This window comes from Allobosea minatitlanensis, assembly GCF_964020775.1.
On record NZ_OZ224509.1, the window covers coordinates 1,435,992 to 1,454,609 of the forward strand.

An 18,618-nucleotide genomic window follows, 5' to 3' on the forward strand; every position below is an offset into this window, starting at 1 on the left:
CGATCGCGGGTGAGGCGCTGGCGCCATCCGGCGCCGGCGCATCAGGCCTTGGCTTCGGCCTCGCCCTCGGCCTCGGCGGCTTCCGGCTCGGCTTCGACGGTCGGCGGGGCGATGGTGACGACGGTGGCGTCCGCGCCCAGCGTCAGCCTGGTGCCGGCCGGCAGCTTGATGGCGTCGACCTGGAGCGAATCGCCGATGTTCATGCCGGCGACCGAGATCTCGAAGGAGGCCGGGATGCTGTCCGGTTCGACCGAGACTTCAAGGCTGTGCTCGACGATCTGGACGAGGCCGCCGGACTTGACGCCGGGGCTCGACTCCTGGCCGACGACATGGACCGGCACGAGCACGGTGACGGTCTGGCCCTTGGCGACGCGCAGGAAGTCGACATGCAGCGGGAAGTCCTTGACCGGGTCGAGCTGGTAGTCGCGCGGGATGACGCGCTGCTTCTTGCCGGCGACGTCGATCTCGAAGATCGTGGTCAGGAAGTGGCCGCCGAAAATGAGCTGGCGGGTCTTGTTGGCGTCGAGCGCGATGGCCTCGGGAGCGGCGCCCCCACCATAGATCACGGCAGGCGTCTGGCCCTGGCGGCGAACTGCACGGGCGGCCCCCTTGCCGACCTGTGCGCGCGCCGAAGCCTGGATTTGCTTCACGGCGGTCATGTTGATGTCCTTGACTTCACAAAAATGACAAGGCCGCCAGTCGGCGGCCATCGGATGATGCGTCCAGAGCCTCCAAGGGTGTCAGCGGGACGCGAGGCTGCTCATAGGCGAAAAACGCCGCGATCTCAAGCCTGTTCCGGCCGCGCTCACGGCGAAGCCGCTGTTGGCGAGGCTGGCGCTCGGCTCGCGCTGGCCGAAGCGCAGCAGCAATTCGCGGATCGCCGGCGCCGGCACGGGCGGGGAATAGAGGAAGCCCTGCCCCAGCAGGCAGCCCATCTCGCCGAGGCGGCGGGCCTGCCCTTGCGTCTCGATGCCCTCGGCGATGATCTTCATGCCGAGCCGTTTCGCCATGGTCTGCAGGGATTCCACGATGACGCCGCTGCGCGCGCCGCTGTCGATGGCGCCGACGAAGGAGCGGTCGATCTTGATGATGTCGATCGGGAAGTCGAGCAGATGGGTCAGCGAGGCGAAGCCGGTGCCGAAATCGTCGAGCGCCACCGACATGCCCTGGGCGCGCAGGGCCTCCATGGTGCGGGCCACGCCGTCGCGCGGCCCGCCCATGAAGACCTGCTCGGTGATCTCGATGACGAGGTGGCGCAGCGGCACGCCGGCCTTGTCGAAGGTCCGGCCGATGCGCGCGACGAGATCGCCTTTCCGGAAATCGGCCGCCGTGACGTTGAGCGCGACATGCTGGAACTGGAGCCCTGCCTCCTGCCATTCGGCCATGTCGGCGGCGATGGCGGCGAGCATCCGGCCCGATATGCGATAGGCGACATGGGGGTCGAGCAGCGCTTCCTGGAAGTCGCCGGCCGTGACGATGCGCCCGTCGCCGAGGCGCATCCGCGCCAGGGCCTCGACGCCGACGATCTCGCCGTTGTCGAGCCGGATGATCGGCTGGTAATAGGGCATGATGCGCTCCTCGGCGAGCGCGTCCTCGACCTGGCGACGGACCCGCAGGCGCCGGGTCATGGCGGTGCGCAGGCCGCGCCGGAAGCGGACATAGCCGCCGCGCCGGGTTTCCTTCGCATGGTAGAGCGCGAGGTCGGCGTTCTGGCGCAGCGTGACGCTGTCGGTCCCGATCCCGGCGATGTCGCCGCCGATGGTGACGCTGGGGACGATGCTCTGCCCGTCATGCTCGATCGGCGGCGACATCGCGGCGAGGACCGCCGAGGCGAGCGCCCGCATCCGGCCGGCGGATTCGCAGGCGGGCACCAGCACCGCGAACTCGTCGCCGCCGATGCGGCAGGCGAGGCACCCCGCCAGCACCCGGCTGAGGCGCCCGCCGATCTCCGCGATCAGCGCGTCCCCGGCGGCATGGCCGAGCGTGTCGTTGACGACCTTGAGGTTGTCGATGTCGATCAGCATCAGCCCGAGGGGGCCGGGCGCGCCGGCGCACATCGCCGCGATCGCTTCGTTGAAGCGGGTGCGGTTGGCCAGGTTCGTCAGCGTGTCGAAATAGGCGAGCCGGTGATTGTGGACCCGTACCTCCTCATGCTCGATCGCGATGGCGCAGAGATGAACGCAGGTCGCCACGATGCTGCGCTCGATGGGGCGGGGGCGGCCGGGCTTGCGGTAGTAGAAGGCGAAGGCGCCGACGACGCGGCCGTCCCGGGCCTTGATCGGCACCGACCAGCTCGCGCGCAGGCCGAGCGGCAGCACCAGATGGGTCAGGCCTTCCCAGAGCGGGTCGGTCGCGATGTCGGTCACCTCGACGGCTTCGCCGCGATAGATCGCCGTGCCGCAGGAGCCGACATCGGGGCCGATCGGGACGCCGTCGAGCGACGCGGCGTAGGAGGCGGGCAGGCTGGGCGAGCTGAGCGGCCGGAGCAGGCCGTCCTCGTCGACCGTGACGACCGAGCAGACGACGCCGCGCGCCACCGCCTCGGCGCGCAGGCAGAGGCGCTCCATGCAGGCGGCGAGCGGCTCGCCGCGCGCGATCAGCTCGAGGATGTCGTTCTGCAGCCTTTGCAGCCGGGCGGTTGGGTTCGTCACGCGTTTCCCGACCATTGCGTCGAAGAGGGACGGGACGATACCGAAGGCCGGTTAAGATCCGTTTGTGAAGTTCAGGCGCAATTTGAGCGGTCGCCGCGGGCGCGCGGCGACCCGTTCTTCGCCGCGTTCCCGGGCCTCAGGCCGCGACGAGGCCGAGGCGCTCGTCGCGGCGGCGCAGCAGATGCATCAGCGGCAAAGCGAGCAGGATCATCCAGGCCTTGCCGAGGATCTGGCCGGCGAGGAAATCGAGATTGCCGAAGGCGAGATGCAGGAAGACCACCGAGTCGACGACCAGCCCGGCGATGCCGGAGGCGACCACCGCGGTGACGAAGCGGCGGCGCTGCAGCGGGGTATAGACGGCGAAATCGGCGAGCTCCGACAAGGTGAAGGCCGCGACCGAGGCCAGGACGATGGCGGGCGGCGCCAGCAGCGCCGAGATCAGGGTGCCCATCGCGATGGCGGCGAGCCCGGCGAGCGGGCCGAGGCGGCGCTGGACGATGTCGCGCAGCACGAGGGCGAGGCCGATCATCAGGACGCCGCTCGGCGCGTCGATGCCGGGCCAGACCGGCACCAGGCAGGGGCCGCCGGGCACGCAGACCGTGCCGACATGGCCGAGCATCCAGTTCGCGGCCGGAATGGTGAGGCCGAAGAGCACGAGCGCGACGACGCCTTCGGTCAGCCGCTGACGATCATGTGTCATAGGACGGTCCGCTGTTGCCGGGAGAGGCGAGATAGGCCTCATAGCCCTTCGCACGCAAGTCGCAGGCCGGGCAATGGCCGCAGCCATAGCCCCAGCCATGCCGCGTCGTGCGGTCGCCGAGATAGCAGCTATGGCTCTCGGCGACGACGAGGTCGAGCAGGGCCTGGCCGCCGAGTTCGCGGGCGAGCGCGAAGGTCTGGGCCTTGTCGCGCCACATCAGCGGCGTATGCAGCACGAGCCTGCGGTCGAGGCCGAGGCTTAAGCTCACCTGCATCGCCTTGATCGTGTCGTCGCGGCAGTCGGGGTAGCCGGAATAGTCGGTCTCGCAGACGCCGAGCACGATATGGCGCAGGTTGCGCCGGTAGGCGAGGGCGGCGGCGAAGGTCAGGAAGATCAGGTTGCGGCCCGGCACGAAGGTCGAGGGCAGGCCGGTCTCGGCGAAGACGATCTCGGTCTCGCGCGTCAGCGCGGTCTCGGAGAGCGCGCCCAGCGCGGCGAGGTCGATGACGTGGTCGGGGCCGAGCCTCTCGGCATAGGTCGAGGACAGGGCCGGCAGCTTCCCGCGGATCGCCAGCCGGCACTCCATCTCGACGCGATGGCGCTGGCCGTAGTCGAAGCCGACCGTCTCGACCGCGTCGAAGCGGTCGAGGGCCCAGGCGAGCGCCGTGGTCGAATCCTGTCCGCCGGAGAAAAGCACGAGGGCGCGGGAGGTCATGGGAACCTCGTCGTCGGCAGCCGGAATGCAGCCCCGCGGGTTTCCGACCGCCGACCGCCCATTGCCGACTGCCCCGACATGCTCAGTCGAACAGGCTGGAGACGCTGGTCTCGCTCGCCGTGCGCTCGATCGCCTCGCCCATCAGCCCCGCGATCGAGATGACGCGGATGTTGCGGGCGACCTTGACCGCCTCGGTCGGCATGATCGAGTCGGTGATGACGAGCTCCTTGAGCTTGGAGCCGGCGATGCGCGCCACGGCCCCGCCCGAGAGCACGCCATGGGTGATGTAGGCGTAGACCTCCTTGGCGCCCTGCTCGAGCAGCGCCTCGGCGGCGTTCACCAGCGTGCCGCCCGAATCGACGATGTCGTCGATCAGGATGCAGGAGCGGCCCTCGACCGAGCCGATGATGTTCATGACCTCCGACTCGCCCGGCCGGTCGCGGCGCTTGTCGACGATGGCGAGTGGGGCGTCGATGCGCTTGGCCAGCGCGCGGGCCCGGACCACGCCGCCGACATCCGGCGACACGACCATGGCGTTCTTCCACTCCAGCCGGTCCTTGATGTCGCGCGCCATCAGCGGCGCACCGAACAGGTTGTCGGTCGGAATGTCGAAGAAGCCCTGGATCTGTCCGGCATGGAGGTCGAGCGTCAGCACGCGGTCGACGCCGGCATGGGTGATCAGGTTGGAGACGAGCTTGGCCGAGATCGGGGTGCGGCCCGAGGCGCGCCGGTCCTGCCGGGCATAGCCGAAATAGGGGATCACCGCCGTGATGCGCTTGGCCGAGGAGCGGCGCAGCGCATCGACGATGATGAGCAGTTCCATCAGATGGTCGTTGGTGGGGAAGGAGGTGGACTGGATGACGAAGACATCCTGCCCGCGCACGTTCTCCTGGATCTCGACGAAGACTTCCATGTCGGCGAAGCGCCGGACCGAGGCCTTGGCGAGCGGAATGCTGAGATGATTGCAGATGGATTCGGCGAGCGGCCGGTTGGAATTACCGGCGACGACTTTGAAATGAGAGGCCATGCCGTGGCGTACCGTTGCAGGAGGCGGGGCGCGAGCCGACCGGGCCGGCTCAATTGGAAGGGCTCTTAACAGTGCCGCCGCATGGAGTCGACCGCTGCGCTGCAATATCAGTATGCAAAACACATGACAAAACGGGGCGCGCGGCGGCGGAGCGTCCCGGAACGGCGAGTCGTCCCGGGCGCCGCGACGCGCGCAGCCCCGGGAGCCATGCCGGGGCGTTTCCGGCCGTCAGAGCCGCTTGCCGCTGCCGGCCGAGGCGGTGCGGGCATCGGCGGTCTTCCCGCCATTCGCCTTGCTTCTGCCGCTGCCCTGCGCCGGGGCGAGCGCGGCCTCGGCGGCCGGCGTGGTGACGAGGAAGCCGGCGATCGCATCCATCGAATCCGAGGCTGCCTTGGCGACCACCGTCCGGTCGATGCCGGCCCAGGGGTCGGAGCCGTCGCTGCGCTTGCCGATGCTCTCGCCCTGGACGCGCTGGGCGCGCTGCTTGGTCGAATCGTAGACGTCCCAGACGAAGGCGAGCGCGGTCTGGCCGTCCTCGGTCGGCTGGGCGGTGAGATAGCCCTTGACGCGGAAGCGCGCCGGCTTGTTGCCGGGGACGATCTCCATCTTGCGCTCGGCCGCGGCCTCGCCGAGCAGGCCGGCGAAGCTCGTGGTGACGTCCTCGGGGGCTCCGGAGATGCTCTGGACCGAGACGGGGACGCCGGGCGCGTCGACGCGCGGGCGGGCCGCAGTCTGGGTGGTTTCCTGGCAGCCGGCGAGCGCGAGCGCCAAAGCCGGCCCCAGAGCGAGGCCGCTCAAACGATGAAACATGACGCCTCCCGCCCTTTGGGCTGTGGATCGCTACGAACTACCCTGTTCGCTCTTTCTAGGCGCATCGCCGGGCGAGGTCCAGATCGCGCAGGCCGTCGCCGCGCCGCGGCGGCCCCGCGGCTTTCGATTGCGATGCGGAGGGGCTTCTCCCATATAGGCCGGAAAGCGGAGCTTCCTCCGCATGGGAGACGATTCATGGCCAGCACCAGCAGCCGCTTCCTCGACGACATCGCGCGCCTCGCCACCGATGCGGCCGGCGCCGCGCAGGGTGTGCGCCGCGAAGTCGAGACCGTGGTGAAGATGCAGATCGAGAAGCTGCTGCGCGAGCTCGACGTGGTGCCGCGCGAGGAGTTCGAGGCCGTGCGCGAGATGGCGCTCCTCGCCCGCGAGGAGAACGACAGGCTCGCGGCGCGTCTCGCCGCGCTCGAGGAGAAGCTCGGCAAGTCCTGAATCCGGCGGCCCTGACCCTAGGTCCGCGTGTCCACAGCCAAGTGCTGTGGACAGCGCCCGCGGGGGATTGAGCCCGGCGCCCGAATCCGGGGAGCTTCGTCGCCGTGTTGGGAGCGTCACAGCACCTGCGCTATCGTCGGTGGAAAGAATTGATTCGTCTGGCAGATTCGCTTTGCCGGGCGGATGGGAGCGCTTCCCCGGGAGCGTTCCGGAGGTGTGTTGCGTTCCTTCGGCTTTCCAGTCGCCGTGTTCCTCTTCTCGAACGCGCCGGATGTGCCAGCATCCGGAAGGTGGACCCCAGGGCATGATGGACCTCGATATGGATGCCGATTTCGATCGGCCTTCCAATCCTCTCGACCTGTTCGAGCGGCTCGCTGCCCTCAACGACTGGACCTTCGACCGCGACAGCGACGACGAGCTTTCCGTCTCGGTCACCGGCGGCTGGTCCGAATACCATGTGGCGATCACCTGGCTTGCCGAGGTGGAGGCGCTGCATATCGCCTGCGCCTTCGACCTCAAGGTGCCGGAGCGCCGCCGCGGCGAGGTCCTGCAACTGGTCGGCCTGGTCAACGAGCAGCTCTGGCTCGGCCATTTCGACCTCTGGAGCAGCGAGGGCGTGGTGATGTACCGCCACGCGCTGCTGCTCTCCGGCGGGGCCGAGGCGACCGACGAGCAGGCCGCCGCCCTGATCAAGAGCGCCATCGACGCCTGCGAGCGCTATTATCAGGCGTTCCAGTTCGTCGTCTGGGCCGGCAAGACCGCGAAGGAAGGGCTGGAGGGCGCCATGCTGGAGACGGCGGGCGAAGCCTGAGGGCCGCGCCGACCTCACGCGCGGGCTTGACCCGCGACGGCGAGGCGGGAAGGCTGCGCCATTCCAGAATCCCCGGGGCCTCGCACCGGGATCGCCGCCAGCCATCGAGGGCCTGCCATGACCGCTTCGTTGCCGCAATCGCTCGTCCTCATCGGCGCGGGCAAGATGGGGGGCGCGATGCTGGAAGGCTGGCTGCGCATGGGCATCGCCCCGGCCGCCATCAGCCTGATCGATCCCAAGCCCTCCGACGAGATCGCCGAGCTCGCCGCCGAGAAGGGGATGCGGCTCAACCCCTCCGCCCGGGAGATCGCGCCGGCCAAGGTGCTGGTGCTGGCGACGAAGCCGCAGATGCTCGATACCGCGGCCCCGGCGGTGCAGGCCTTCATCCATCCGAAGACGCTGCTGATCTCGATTCTCGCCGGCAAGACCCTGGGCGATCTGTCCGCCCGCCTGCCCAATGCGACGGCGATCATCCGCGCCATGCCGAACCTGCCGGCCTCGGTGCAGCGCGGCGCCACGGCGGCGGCGCCGGGCAAGGGCGTCAGCGCCGCCCAGCGTGCCACCGCCGACGCGCTGCTCGGCAGCATCGGCAAGGTCGAATGGCTTGAGGACGAGGGGCTGATCGACGCCGTGACCGCGGTGTCGGGCTCCGGCCCGGCCTATGTCTTCCATCTCGTCGAATGCCTCGCCGCGGCCGGCGTCGAGGCGGGCCTGCCCGCCGATGTCGCCGAGAGGCTGGCGCGGGCGACGGTGGAGGGGGCGGGGGAACTGCTGTTCCAGTCGCCGCTGCCGCCCGGCACGCTGCGCCAGAACGTCACCTCGCCCGGCGGCACGACGGCGGCGGCGCTCGCGGTGCTGATGGCCGAGGACGGGATGAAGCCCTTGATGCGCAGGGCCGTCGCCGCCGCCAAGCGCCGCGCCGGCGAGCTTTCCGGCTGAACGGCCTTTCGCCGGCCACGATAGCGGCCTAACCTTGCTTCCGTTGCGAAGCGATGAGGAGCACAGCCATGGCCCGCAAACCCGTTTCCGGAAAGGCCGAATCCGCCGAGGCCGCCGCCGCCCGGATGACCGCGCCCGAGGCCGGCAGGCCGGCAGACCCGCGCCGGCGGGCGGTCGACGCCCTGATGAGCCTCGCCGCGACCCGGCCCTGGGACGAGATCGAGCTGCCGGACATCGCCGCCGAGGCCGGGCTGACGCTGGCGCAGTTGCGCGGCCTCTTCCCCTCCAAGCTCGCCATGCTCGGCGGCGTCACCCGCATCGTCGACGATGCCGTGCTGGCGGGGAGCGCGGACGATCTCGCCGGCGAGCCGGTGAAGGAGCGCCTGTTCGACCTCGTGATGCGCCGGCTCGATGCGATGGCGCCCTACAAGGCGGGCCTGCGCAGGATCGTCCCCGTGATCCGCCGCGACCCGCTGGCACTGGCGGCGCTCAACCGCGGCGCGGTCAATTCCTGGCGCTACACGCTGGCTTCCGCCGGCATCCCGACCGAGGATTCGCTCGGCGGACTGCGCGTGCAGGGCGCGGTCCTGCTGATGGCGCGGGTCTCCGAGGTCTGGCTCGACGACGACGAGCCGGAGCTGTCGAAGACCATGGCGCGGCTCGACCGCGAGCTGAAGACGGCCGGGCGGATCATGGCCCGCGTCGAGGACGTGCACCGGCTGACGGCGCCGTTCCGCGGGCTGGCGCGGGCGCTCTGCTCGGGCCGCCCGCTGAAGGCGCGGCGGCGCGAGCGCGCTCCCGAGCGCGGCGAGGACAACGAGGATTACGCGCCGGCGATCTGAAGCTTTCGACCACCCCCCATCCGCACGGCGCATCGCGCCCGGCCGCGCCAGCGAAGGCGCCGGCCGGGTGCGACGCTGTCGCGCCCTCATCTTCATCGATCTCGAAACCCGCCACCAGGGTTGGGAGGAACCTTGCACGCATCTCACGACATCGCCGCCGCGATCGGCTTCGACGATTTCCTCAAGGTCGACATCCGCGTCGGCACCATCGTCGAGGCCGAGCCCTATCCCGAGGCCCGCAAGCCGGCGATCAAGCTGGTCATCGATTTCGGCGGCACGATCGGCCGGAAGAAATCCTCCGCCCAGATCACCAGGCACTACCGGCCCGAGGATCTGCGGGGCCGGCAGGTGCTCGCCGTGGTCAATTTCCCGCCGCGCCAGATCGGCAAGTTCATGTCCGAGGTGCTGACGCTCGGCGTGCCCGATGCCGATGGCGAGGTCGTTCTGATCGGCCCCGGCCATGCCGTGCCGGAGGGCGGGCGGCTGTTTTAGATCGCACCTTCCGGGCCATGGATCATCGTCGGAATGTCGGATTTCGACCCGTCAACTCGGGCGCTCCCGTGAGCTTTGCGCGCTTGGCTCAGAGCAGCTTCCTCAGCTCGAAAGGCGCCACAGGCGGGAAGTCGATTTAGTCGAGAGAGTCGAAGATCACATCAAACACGCTGCTTGCTCGGCGGGCGAAAGCTAGCGCCGCCTCGCGCTGATCGTCCCTCACTTGCGTGCCTAGCGTGCAATGAGGTTTCCATGCCCCTGGCCGGTAATGTGGCCGACAAGAGGTGGGGTTGATGGCGGCATGGATTGCTCCGTGGATAGCCCGCAAGACCGCACTGGGACGGGGCGATGCCCAGAGAACCATCGGCGGGCCATCAAAGCTGCAAATGGCATCAAAGGTCAGCGTAACCGCGCGCAAGTTTTTGCTGGCGTTATCGAGCGCGCGCCGAATCTCGGCCTCTCGCACCGCATCGTCATCGTAGATGGCCCATGCTCCGGCTCCCGCAGCCTCATTTCTCGCCGATTGAAGGTCAGCTTTCCACCTTGAGCAGACCCTAGACAGGCAATCGCACCGTCGCCCTGAGGCCCCCCAGCGGGGAATCGCCGAGCATGATGTCGCCGCCATGGGCGCGGGCGATGTCGCGGGCGATGGCGAGGCCGAGGCCGGTGCCGCCGCCGTCGACATTGCGCGCCTCGTCGAGGCGGAAGAAGGGGCGGAAGACGTCCTCGCGCAGCTCGGCCGGGATGCCCGGGCCGTCGTCGTCGACGGTGACGATCAGGTAGCGCGCGTCATGGGTGGCGCGGATGGCGATGCGGTTGCCGTAGCGGGCAGCGTTGGAGACGAGGTTGGTCAGGAGACGGCGGAAGGCGTCCGGCCGGACGACGACCTCGGGGTCGCCCTCCACCTCCAGCTCGGTCTGGTGCCCCTGCCGCTCGGCATCGGCCTTCAGCTCCTGGAGCAGGGCGCGGATATCGGTCTCGGTCGGAGCCTCGCCGGCGTCGCCGCGGGCGAAGGCGAGATAGTCCTCCAGCATGCGCGCCATCTCGTCGACATCCCTCTCCAGCGCCTCGATCTCGGCGGAGCGCTCCATTAGCGCCAGGGAGAGCCGAAAGCGCGTCAGGATGGTGCGCAGGTCGTGGCTGACGCCGTTCAGCATCGTCGTGCGCTCGCCGATGGAGCGCTCGACGCGGCGCTTCATCTCGATGAAGGCGTTGCCCGCGCGGCGCACCTCGCGCGCCCCGCGCGGGCGGAACTCGGCGTCGCGGCCCTTGCCGAAGGCCTCGGCCGCGTCGGCGAGCTTGAGGATCGGCCGGATCTGGTTGCGCAGGAACAGCACCGCGATGGTCAGCAGGATCAGCGAGGTGCCGATCATCCAGAGCAGGAAGATGTGGCTGTTCGAGGCATAGGCCGCGTTGCGCCGGGTCAGGATGCGCATCACGTCCTTGCCGAGCTTGATGCGGATCTCGATCAGGCTGGAGCGGCCGACCGTGTCGAGCCAGAACGGCCGTGCGACCTGCTGGGAAAGCTCGGTCGACAGCGCGTTGTCGAGCAGCGAGAAGAAGGGGCGGGGCCCCGGCGCCGGCAGGTCCGAATCGGGGATGATGTCGACATCCATGCCGAGGCGCTCGGCGGCGATGCGCGAGAGCGTTGCGATGTCGGGGTCCTGCGGATAGCTCTCATAGACGTCGATCAGCATGGCGATGTCGGCCGAGACGGCGGCGGAGAGCCGCTGCGTCACCGTCTGCCAGTGCCGCTCCATGAAGACATAGGCGATGACCGACTGCAGCAGCACGACCGGCGCGATGACGATGACCAGGGCGCGCGGATAGAGCCCCTTGGGCATGTAGCGCGCGACGATCTGGAGCGGATGGCCGATGCGCTTCAGGACCGGCTTGACGACGCCGTTGGCCTGTTTGGCGCCCTGGAGCAAAGCGGAGCGCGCGCGCCCGAGCCAAGCCGCGGCGATCCGCAGCGCGGCCGGCGTCTTCTCGTCCTGACGGGTCGGTGTCACGCCCTGTCCGTCAACAGCCTGTAGCCGACGCCGCGGACGGTCTGAAGATAGAGCGGATCGGCGGGATCGCGCTCGATCTTGCGGCGCAGCCGGTTCATCTGCACGTCGACCGTGCGGTCGTTGGCGGCCGAGCCCTGCGCCGCCAGCTCCTCGCGCGGCACCACCTCGCCGGCGCGCTCGGCCAGCGCCGTCAGGATCTCGCGCTCGCGCTCGGTCAGGCGGATCGTGTCCTCGCCCCGGCGCAATTCGCCGCGCGCCAGCCCGTAAAGGAAGGGGCCGAAGCGGACGAAGTCGGGCCGCGCGCCGGATTGCGCGGTTTCGACGACGACGGTGCGCTTCAGGATGTTGCCGAGGCGCAGCAGCAATTCGCGCGGCTCGAACGGCTTGGCGAGATAGTCGTCGACGCCGATCTCCAGCCCGTTGATGCGGTCCTTGCCGTCGGCGCGGGCGGTCAGCATCAGGATCGGCACGGCCGAAGCGCTGCGGAAGCGGCGGGCGAAGTCGAAGCCGTTCTCGCCCGGCATCATCACGTCGAGCACGATCGCGTCGAAGACGAGATGACCGAGACGGGTATCGGCTTCGGCGGCGTTGGCGGCGGTGGTGACGCGGTAGCCGTTGTCGCCGAGGAAGCGGGCCAGCAATTCGCGCAGGCGCCGGTCGTCGTCGACGACGAGCACATGCGGGGCTTCGTCCGGCAGGATCTTGCGGACCGGCTTCGCCGGAGCTTCGGTTTCGATCATCCAGGCGTCTCTCTGCCGCGCTGCTGGCGCGATGGCCGCCTTCATAGCACAGGGCAGGGGCAGGGTCGTCAATCGATCGCTGCGGCGGCGCTTTTCAGGGCTTGTCGAGCAATCCCTTCACCTTCGGCCGCTCCGCGGGATCGATCAGCGCCGCGAGGTAGCGCGCGACCGTTTCCGCCGATTCGGGGCCGACGCTGTCGAGCGCGGCCAGGATCCGCCTCGACTGGAGCTGGACCAGGCGCAGCGCCAGATCCTGCCCGGACGGGGTGGTGTGGAGATGGCGCTGGCGCTTGTCCTGCCGGCCGGTGCGCTGCTCGATATAGCCCTTCTCGACCAGCTCCTTGAGCACGCGGTTGAGGCTCTGCTTGGTGATCTGCAGGATCTCGAGCAGTTCGGCGATGGTCAGCCCCGGCCGGCGCTGGACGAAATGCAGCACACGGTGATGGGCGCGGCCGAAGCCGTAATCGGCCAGGATCCGGTCGGGGTCGCCGACGAAGTCGCGATAGGCGAAGAAGAGCAGTTCGATCAGGTCGTAGGGGACGGGCGGGGGCGGCGGCGCGGCTGCCGTCTCCGGCGCGATCGGTTTCGAGCGGGCGAGGCTCCCGGTCAAAAAAGCTCTCCCCATATTTAGGTCAACGTTATTGACATATCTCAGACGAAAGATTACCAGTCAAGCGCGCTGAGCGAACGATTATTTCAAAGCGTGTCGTGGCGGCGCAGCTTTAGACCCAGGCTTGCGTTCCGGAATCGGCTGTGCCGGAGTTCGGGGCAGATGAGCACCCAGGAGAAGGTCCCATGTCAGTCATTCCTTTCGACCAGCGCGACGGCGTCATCTGGTTCGACGGCAAGCTCGTGCCGTGGAAGGACGCGAAGATTCACGTACTGACCCATGGGTTGCACTATGGCTCCTGCATCTTCGAGGGCGAGCGCTCCTATGACGGCGTCATCTACAAGGGCACCGAGCACTCGAAGCGCTTCCACAAATCGGCCGAGATCATGGATTTCACGATCCCCTATTCGGTCGCGGAGCTCGACGAGGCCAAGTATCTCTGCCTGAAGGAGAACGGGCTCAAGGACGCCTATATCCGTCCGGTCGCCTGGCGCGGCTCGGAGATGATGGCGGTATCCGGCATCAACAACACGATCCATACCGCGATCGCGGTGTGGGAGTGGCCGAGCATGTTCGACATGGCGGCCAAGCTGAAGGGCATCCGCCTCGACGTCGCCGATTACCGCCGGCCGAACCCGGCCTGCGCGCCGGTCCATGCCAAGGCGGCGGGGCTCTACATGATCTGCTCGCTGTCGAAACACAAGGCCGAGCGCGCCGGCTATGCCGATGCGATGATGCTGGACTGGGAAGGCAACGTCGCCGAATGCACCGGTGCCAACATCTTCTTCATCAAGGACGGCGTGATCCACACCCCGCTCGCCGACCGCTTCCTGAACGGCATCACCCGCCAGTCGGTGATCGAGCAGTGCAGGCAGCGTGGCTTCGAGGTGGTGGAGCGGCGCATCCGGCCGGAAGAGCTCGAAGGCTTCAACGAGTGCTTCATCACCGGCTCGGCCGCCGAGGTGACGCTGGTCTCCGAGATCGGCCCGTACAACTTCGTCACCGGCAATATGGGCAAGGTGATCATGGAGGATTATTCGGCGGCGGTGCGCCCGCAGTCGAAGGCGGCGTGATTTTTCAGCCGACGCCTCGATCATCCCGGCGTAACGAAGTGAAGACCGGGATCCGTGCCAGAACGGTTCAGGCATGGATCCCGGATCAGCGCCGCCGGAGGCGGCTTGTCCGGGATGACGCGCCTGTTCGAATTGAGCGCCGCGGCTACTTCGCCCTGCTCCGGTACAGCGTGATCCAGTCCTCGGGCGCGATGCCCCGGCATTCGCCCATCATGGCGAGCTCCGTCCGCACGAACTCCCTGCCGTTCCAGGCATAGCCGCCGCTGACGCCGCAGTCGCCGATGCCCCGCCCCTTGGCGAAGAAGGCGAGATGGCCGGTGCGCGGGTCGAAGCTCGCATTGGTCAATTCGTTGCCGCCGTCGCCGTCGCCGTCCGCGAAGCGCAGCGGCGTGGCCTTGGCGGGCTCGTTCTCCGGCATGATGAAGAAGGACGAAGAGAGGTTGTAGGCCCCGCGCGAGCAGGCGAGCGCGACGAGCACCCGTTTGTCCCCGAGGGCCCAGGCTTCGTCGCCCTCGGACGCATCGTCCTCGCAGGAATCCGGCTTTCGCTTCTTCAGCTCGGCCCGCAGGCGTTCGGCCTGCTGCTTCGCTGCCTTCATGTCGAGCAGGGGCGGTACCGGCGTGGCCGCGACCACCGGCAGGTCCGGAGCGGCCGGCACGGTCGTGCCCGTGCCTTTGCGGACCAGCGCCGTGCCCGTGCCGAGCCGGCCCTGCTGCTCGTCGATCCAGAGCATCGCGGCGACGGAGCCCGCGAGCGAGATGCTTCCGGAAACACCGGGCGCGGTCGCCGTCAGCTTCGTCGCCTTGCGGGCAGCCTCGATCAGCGTTGCGGTATCCTCGGCCGAAAACGTCAATGTCACCACATCGCCATCGGCGGTGACGGGAAGCGGCTTGCCGGAGGCCGGAAAGGCGGCGCCATCGAGCTTGAACTGCAGCGTCGCGGGCGGCTTCTTCCAATCGCCGCGCAGCCTGAACAGAAGCTGCGGAGCGCCTTCCGGCCCGGCCGGGCGTTCGAGGCGGAGATAGGCGACGGTCTCGGCTGCCTCGGGCGGCAACGAAATCGCGGTACAGGTCCTGATGTTGTCGCAGCCTGCCATCCAGTCACGGAAGGTCCTGGGCTCGTTCGCCGCCGTCGCCGCCGTGGCGAAGCTCAGCCACAGGCCCGCTGCGAGGAAAATCCGGATGCGCTTCGGCTTGTTCGGAGCCCTAGCGGTTCCAGCGCTCTGCCGCATCGTCATCGTCCGCCTTGGCTTCGACCCAGCCGCCGAGCGTGCCGTCGGCGCGGTGCTCGCGCTTCCAGAACGGGGCGCGGGTCTTGAGATAGTCCATCATGAAATCGGCGGCCTCGAAGGCGGCGCGGCGATGGACGGAGGCTGCCAGCACCAGCACGATCTGCTCGCCCGGCCGGATCAGCCCGTAGCGATGGATCGCGACGAGGCCGATGAGCGGCCAGCGCGCGGCCGCCTCGGCGGCGACGCGGCCGATCTCGGCCTCGGCCATGCCCGGATAATGCTCCAGCTCGAGGGCCGCGAGCGTGCCGGCCTCGTCGCGGCAGAGGCCGATGAAGGAGACGACGGCGCCGATATCGGCGCGGCCGGCCGCCAGCGCGTCGATCTCGTCCTGAAGCGAGAAATCCTCGCGCTGGATGCGGATGAGCGGAGTCATGACGGCCTCAGCCGCCGGTCATCGGCGGGAAGAAGGCGATCTCGCGCGCGTTGCCGAGCGGGCTGTCCGGCTTGGCGTGAACCTGGTCGAGCGCCGCGCGCACCACGGCTTCGTTGGCGAAGGCGGCCTGGTAATTTTCGCCGCGTGCCTTCAGCCAGCGCACCAGATCGGCCACCGTGGCGAGATCCGCCGGGACGTCGAGCGTCTCGTCGGCCATGCCGACGCGCTCGCGCACCCAGGCGAAATAGACCAGCCTGACGGGGCGGGTTCCGGTCGCGGGGATGGGAGCGGCGGCGTTCATGGCATGCGCTCGTCATGCTCGACGAGGTGGCGGATGCCGGCGTTGAAATAGTCCCAGCCGGTATAGATCGTCAGCCCCGCCGCCGCCCAGAGCAGCACGATGCCGATCTGGGTGTTGCCGGGCAGGACCTTGTCGCCGGCCGGTCCCGCGAGCAGGAAGCCGAGCGCGAAGAGCTGCGCCGTCGTCTTCCATTTCGCCACCTTGCTCACGGGGACGCTGACCTTGAGATCGGCCAGGAACTCGCGCAGGCCCGAGACCAGGATCTCGCGGCAGAGGATGACGATCGCCGCCCAGAGCGTCCAGCCATGGATGGTGCCGTCCGCCACCAGCATCAGCAGCAGGGCGCAGACCAGGAGCTTGTCGGCGATGGGGTCGAGCATGCGGCCGATCGCCGATTGCTGGCTCCAGGCCCGGGCGATGTAGCCGTCGAGATAGTCGGTGATGGCGGCGAGCGTGTAGATCGCCAGCGCCATCCAGCGCATCCAGTCGTCGCGCGGCCAGAACAGGATCGCCACCAGTGCCGGGATCGCGAGGATCCGGCCGTAGGTGAGGAGGTTCGGCAGCGACCAGGGGCCGCGCCGCCTGATGGCGTCTGGAAGAATCGTCACGTCGAGCACCAAAGCAATCGGGTCACCGCAGCGTCAACACGCAAGACCGTGAATGTGGCAGAACTATCAGGCATCGTGAAAGAAATCGTGCACGGCCTTGGCCGTGGCCGCATTCACGCCGGGCGTTCGCATCAGATCGTCGAGCTTGGCGCGCTGGATCGCCTTCACCGTGCCGAAATGCAGAAGCAGCGCGCGCTTCCGCGAGGGGCCGATGCCGGGGATCTCGTCGAGCGGGTTCTTCATGGTCTCGCGCTTGCGCCTGGCCCGGTGCGTGCCGATGGCGAAGCGGTGCGCCTCGTCGCGCAGGCGCTGGATGAAATAGAGGGCGGGATCGCGCGGCTGCAGCTTGAAGGGCTCGCGGCCCTCCATGTGGAAGGTCTCGCGCATGGCGTTGCGATCCTCCCCCTTGGCGATGGCGACGAGCGGGATGTCGGCGGCGCCGAGCTCCTTCATGATCTTGAGCGCGGCGGTGAACTGGCCCTTGCCGCCGTCGACGATGACGAGATCGGGACGGGAGGGGAATCCGTCCTCGTCCCGCCGCGGCTTCGACGCTTTGCGGCCTGTCCCAAGCGAGCCCTCATCCTGCTCGGGACGAGGGCTGGAGTCTTGTGGCGAACTTTCGGGATGAGGGCCGGAGGAAAGGCCGTTCTCCTTCGCCAGCCTCGCGAATCGCCGCGTCAGCACCTCGCGCATCATGCCGAAATCGTCGCCGGCGATGGTGTCGGCCGAGATGTTGAAGGTGCGGTACTGGTTCTTCACGAAGCCGTCCGGCCCCGCGACGATCATGCCGCCGACCGCATTCGTGCCCATGATATGCGAGTTGTCGTAGACCTCGACGCGGCGCGGCGGGGCCTCCATGCCGAAGGCGGCGCCGAGGGCCGCGAGCAGCGATTGCTGGCCGGCATTGTCGGCGAGCTTGCGGGCGAGCGCCTCGCGGGCGTTCTTGACGGCATGGGCCATCAAATCGGCGCGCTCGCCGCGCTTGGGATGGGCGACCTCGACCTTGCGGCCGGCCCGCGCCGACAGCGCCTGCCCGATCAGCTCGATCTCCTCGACCGGATGCGAGAGCAATACGAGGCGCGGCGGCGGCTTGTCGTCGTAGAACTGCGCGACGACCGAGGCCAGCACCTCGGCCGGGGTCAGCGAGCGGTCGGCGCGGGGAAAGAGCGCGCGGTTGCCCCAGTTCTGGTGGTTGCGGAAGAAGAAGATCTCAACGCAGAAATGCCCGGCCTGCTCGTCGATGGCGAAGACGTCGGCCTCCTCCACCCCTTGCGTGTTGATGTCCTGCCCGGCCTGCACCGCGGAGAGCGCGGCGAGGCGGTCGCGATAGCGGGCGGCCTTCTCGAACTCCAGTTCCTCGGCCGCCGCCTGCATCCGGGCGGAGAGCAGCCGCTTCACCGCCGAGGAGCGGCCGGAGAGGAAGTCGCGGGCCTGGCCGGCGAGCGCCTGATAGTCGGGGATCGAGATCTCGCCGGTGCAGGGGCCGGCGCAGCGCTTGATCTGGTAGAGCAGACAGGGCCGGGTGCGGTTCTCGTAGAAGGAATCCGAGCAGGTCCGGATCAGGAAGGCCTTCTGCAGCGCGTCGATGGTGCGCTTCACCGCCCAGACCGAGGCGAAGGGGCCGAAATAATCGCCCTTGCGCTGGCGCGAGCCGCGATGCTTCAGGATCGCGGGGGCGTCATGGTCGCCGGTCAGCAGGATATAGGGGAACGATTTGTCGTCGCGCAGCAGCACGTTGTAGCGCGGCCTGAGCTGCTTGATCAGGTTCGATTCGAGCAGCAGCGCCTCGGTCTCGGTGCCGGTGGTGACGAACTCCATATTCGCCGTCTCGGCGATCATCCGCGCCACGGCGTTGGTATGGGCCATGCCGCGGGCATAGGAGGTCACGCGGTTCTTCAGGCTCTTGGCCTTGCCGACATAGAGCACCTCGCCGGCGCGATCGAACATCCGGTAGACGCCGGGCCTGTTCGGCAGGTGCTTGGCGAATTGCTGGATGACCTCGATGCCGGCCTTGAGCGCGCCCGGCGCCGCCTCCGCGAGATCGAGCGCCGGCTCGGCTGCGGGGAGGGTGTCCTCCTCGTCCTCGAGCTCGTCCTGCGGCAGATCGTCCTGACGTTCGCGACTCATGGGGCTCATGTAGGATGCCGCGGCGGCTTCGTCATGTCAGGACTGT

Annotated in this window: 21 protein-coding genes; 6 read left to right on the forward strand and 15 right to left on the reverse strand. The window is 68.6% G+C overall.

Going from position 1 to position 18,618, the window contains the following annotated elements; genetic code table 11:
• Window positions 1-41: 41 nt before the first annotated feature.
• From ACWH43_RS07045 to ACWH43_RS07070, 6 genes are all read right to left on the reverse strand, one after another.
• Complete coding sequence (locus ACWH43_RS07045) at window positions 42-659, reverse strand: 50S ribosomal protein L25/general stress protein Ctc (protein WP_158444955.1); 618 nt, start codon at window positions 657-659, stop codon at window positions 42-44.
• 81 nt (window positions 660-740) lie between these two features.
• The gene (locus tag ACWH43_RS07050; RefSeq protein ID WP_260347695.1) at window positions 741-2,651 is read right to left on the reverse strand and encodes a putative bifunctional diguanylate cyclase/phosphodiesterase; all 1,911 of its coding nucleotides are present in this window, start codon (window positions 2,649-2,651) and stop codon (window positions 741-743) included.
• 136 nt (window positions 2,652-2,787) lie between these two features.
• A complete protein-coding gene (locus ACWH43_RS07055; RefSeq protein ID WP_158444953.1) occupies window positions 2,788-3,351 on the reverse strand; it encodes a VUT family protein in 564 nt (187 codons plus the stop codon).
• The gene (queC, locus tag ACWH43_RS07060; RefSeq protein WP_158444952.1) at window positions 3,341-4,066 is read right to left on the reverse strand and encodes a 7-cyano-7-deazaguanine synthase QueC; all 726 of its coding nucleotides are present in this window, start codon (window positions 4,064-4,066) and stop codon (window positions 3,341-3,343) included. The genes ACWH43_RS07055 and queC overlap by 11 nt, the downstream gene beginning before the upstream one ends.
• An 82-nt stretch (window positions 4,067-4,148) precedes the next feature.
• Window positions 4,149-5,093, reverse strand: a complete 945-nt coding sequence (locus ACWH43_RS07065) for a ribose-phosphate pyrophosphokinase (protein WP_158444951.1) — start codon at window positions 5,091-5,093, stop codon at window positions 4,149-4,151.
• 228 nt (window positions 5,094-5,321) lie between these two features.
• Entirely contained in the window at window positions 5,322-5,903 is a 582-nt protein-coding gene (locus ACWH43_RS07070) for a hypothetical protein (RefSeq protein ID WP_158444950.1), read from the reverse strand.
• A 195-nt stretch (window positions 5,904-6,098) separates the two neighbouring features.
• Between ACWH43_RS07070 and ACWH43_RS07075 the strand changes: the two genes are divergently transcribed.
• The 5 genes from ACWH43_RS07075 (at window position 6,099) to ACWH43_RS07095 (ending at window position 9,437) form a co-directional block, all read left to right on the forward strand.
• Window positions 6,099-6,353 carry an accessory factor UbiK family protein gene (locus ACWH43_RS07075; protein WP_158444949.1) on the forward strand — a complete coding sequence of 85 codons (255 nt, stop codon included), beginning with the start codon at window positions 6,099-6,101 and terminating at the stop codon, window positions 6,351-6,353.
• 304 nt (window positions 6,354-6,657) lie between these two features.
• On the forward strand, window positions 6,658-7,164 hold the full coding sequence (locus ACWH43_RS07080; protein WP_158444948.1) for a type III secretion system chaperone family protein: 507 nt from the start codon (window positions 6,658-6,660) through the stop codon (window positions 7,162-7,164).
• A gap of 117 nt (window positions 7,165-7,281) precedes the next feature.
• On the forward strand, window positions 7,282-8,103 hold the full coding sequence (gene proC / locus ACWH43_RS07085) for a pyrroline-5-carboxylate reductase (protein WP_448153426.1): 822 nt from the start codon (window positions 7,282-7,284) through the stop codon (window positions 8,101-8,103).
• A 68-nt stretch (window positions 8,104-8,171) separates the two neighbouring features.
• Entirely contained in the window at window positions 8,172-8,945 is a 774-nt protein-coding gene (locus ACWH43_RS07090; RefSeq protein ID WP_158444946.1) for a TetR/AcrR family transcriptional regulator, read from the forward strand.
• A 132-nt stretch (window positions 8,946-9,077) separates the two neighbouring features.
• On the forward strand, window positions 9,078-9,437 hold the full coding sequence (locus tag ACWH43_RS07095) for a tRNA-binding protein (protein WP_158444945.1): 360 nt from the start codon (window positions 9,078-9,080) through the stop codon (window positions 9,435-9,437).
• Between the two features lie 136 nt (window positions 9,438-9,573).
• On the opposite strand, the gene ACWH43_RS07100 is transcribed toward ACWH43_RS07095, so the two are convergent.
• The 4 genes from ACWH43_RS07100 to ACWH43_RS07115 form a co-directional block, all read right to left on the reverse strand.
• Window positions 9,574-10,062 carry a 2'-5' RNA ligase family protein gene (locus ACWH43_RS07100; RefSeq protein WP_158444944.1) on the reverse strand — a complete coding sequence of 163 codons (489 nt, stop codon included), beginning with the start codon at window positions 10,060-10,062 and terminating at the stop codon, window positions 9,574-9,576.
• Complete coding sequence (locus ACWH43_RS07105) at window positions 9,992-11,410, reverse strand: ATP-binding protein (RefSeq protein ID WP_375796980.1); 1,419 nt, start codon at window positions 11,408-11,410, stop codon at window positions 9,992-9,994. The genes ACWH43_RS07100 and ACWH43_RS07105 overlap by 71 nt, the downstream gene beginning before the upstream one ends.
• 35 nt (window positions 11,411-11,445) lie before the next feature.
• Window positions 11,446-12,189: a response regulator gene (locus ACWH43_RS07110; protein ID WP_158444943.1), complete on the reverse strand. Its 744-nt coding sequence runs from the start codon at window positions 12,187-12,189 to the stop codon at window positions 11,446-11,448.
• Between the two features lie 94 nt (window positions 12,190-12,283).
• On the reverse strand, window positions 12,284-12,814 hold the full coding sequence (locus ACWH43_RS07115; protein WP_158444942.1) for a MarR family winged helix-turn-helix transcriptional regulator: 531 nt from the start codon (window positions 12,812-12,814) through the stop codon (window positions 12,284-12,286).
• Between the two features lie 170 nt (window positions 12,815-12,984).
• Here ACWH43_RS07115 and ACWH43_RS07120 point away from each other — a divergent pair, with 170 nt between their 5' ends.
• Window positions 12,985-13,872: a branched-chain amino acid aminotransferase gene (locus tag ACWH43_RS07120; RefSeq protein ID WP_158444941.1), complete on the forward strand. Its 888-nt coding sequence runs from the start codon at window positions 12,985-12,987 to the stop codon at window positions 13,870-13,872.
• 145 nt (window positions 13,873-14,017) lie between these two features.
• Here the strand turns inward: ACWH43_RS07120 and ACWH43_RS07125 are convergent, their stop codons facing one another.
• Genes ACWH43_RS07125 through uvrC form a run of 5 tightly spaced genes read right to left on the reverse strand, consistent with a single transcriptional unit; the run spans window position 14,018 to window position 18,572 of the window.
• Complete coding sequence (locus ACWH43_RS07125) at window positions 14,018-15,109, reverse strand: DUF1176 domain-containing protein (protein WP_158444940.1); 1,092 nt, start codon at window positions 15,107-15,109, stop codon at window positions 14,018-14,020.
• Window positions 15,078-15,536: a molybdenum cofactor biosynthesis protein MoaE gene (locus ACWH43_RS07130; RefSeq protein WP_158444939.1), complete on the reverse strand. Its 459-nt coding sequence runs from the start codon at window positions 15,534-15,536 to the stop codon at window positions 15,078-15,080. Before ACWH43_RS07130 ends, ACWH43_RS07125 begins: the two co-directional genes overlap by 32 nt.
• Window positions 15,537-15,543: 7 nt before the next feature.
• Entirely contained in the window at window positions 15,544-15,837 is a 294-nt protein-coding gene (gene moaD / locus ACWH43_RS07135) for a molybdopterin converting factor subunit 1 (protein ID WP_158444938.1), read from the reverse strand.
• On the reverse strand, window positions 15,834-16,454 hold the full coding sequence (gene pgsA, locus ACWH43_RS07140) for a CDP-diacylglycerol--glycerol-3-phosphate 3-phosphatidyltransferase (RefSeq protein WP_158444937.1): 621 nt from the start codon (window positions 16,452-16,454) through the stop codon (window positions 15,834-15,836). Before pgsA ends, moaD begins: the two co-directional genes overlap by 4 nt.
• Before the next feature lie 57 nt (window positions 16,455-16,511).
• Window positions 16,512-18,572 (reverse strand): excinuclease ABC subunit UvrC, encoded by a 2,061-nt coding sequence (gene uvrC, locus ACWH43_RS07145; RefSeq protein WP_158444936.1) that lies wholly within the window; start codon window positions 18,570-18,572, stop codon window positions 16,512-16,514.
• Between the last annotated feature and the right edge of the window lie 46 nt (window positions 18,573-18,618).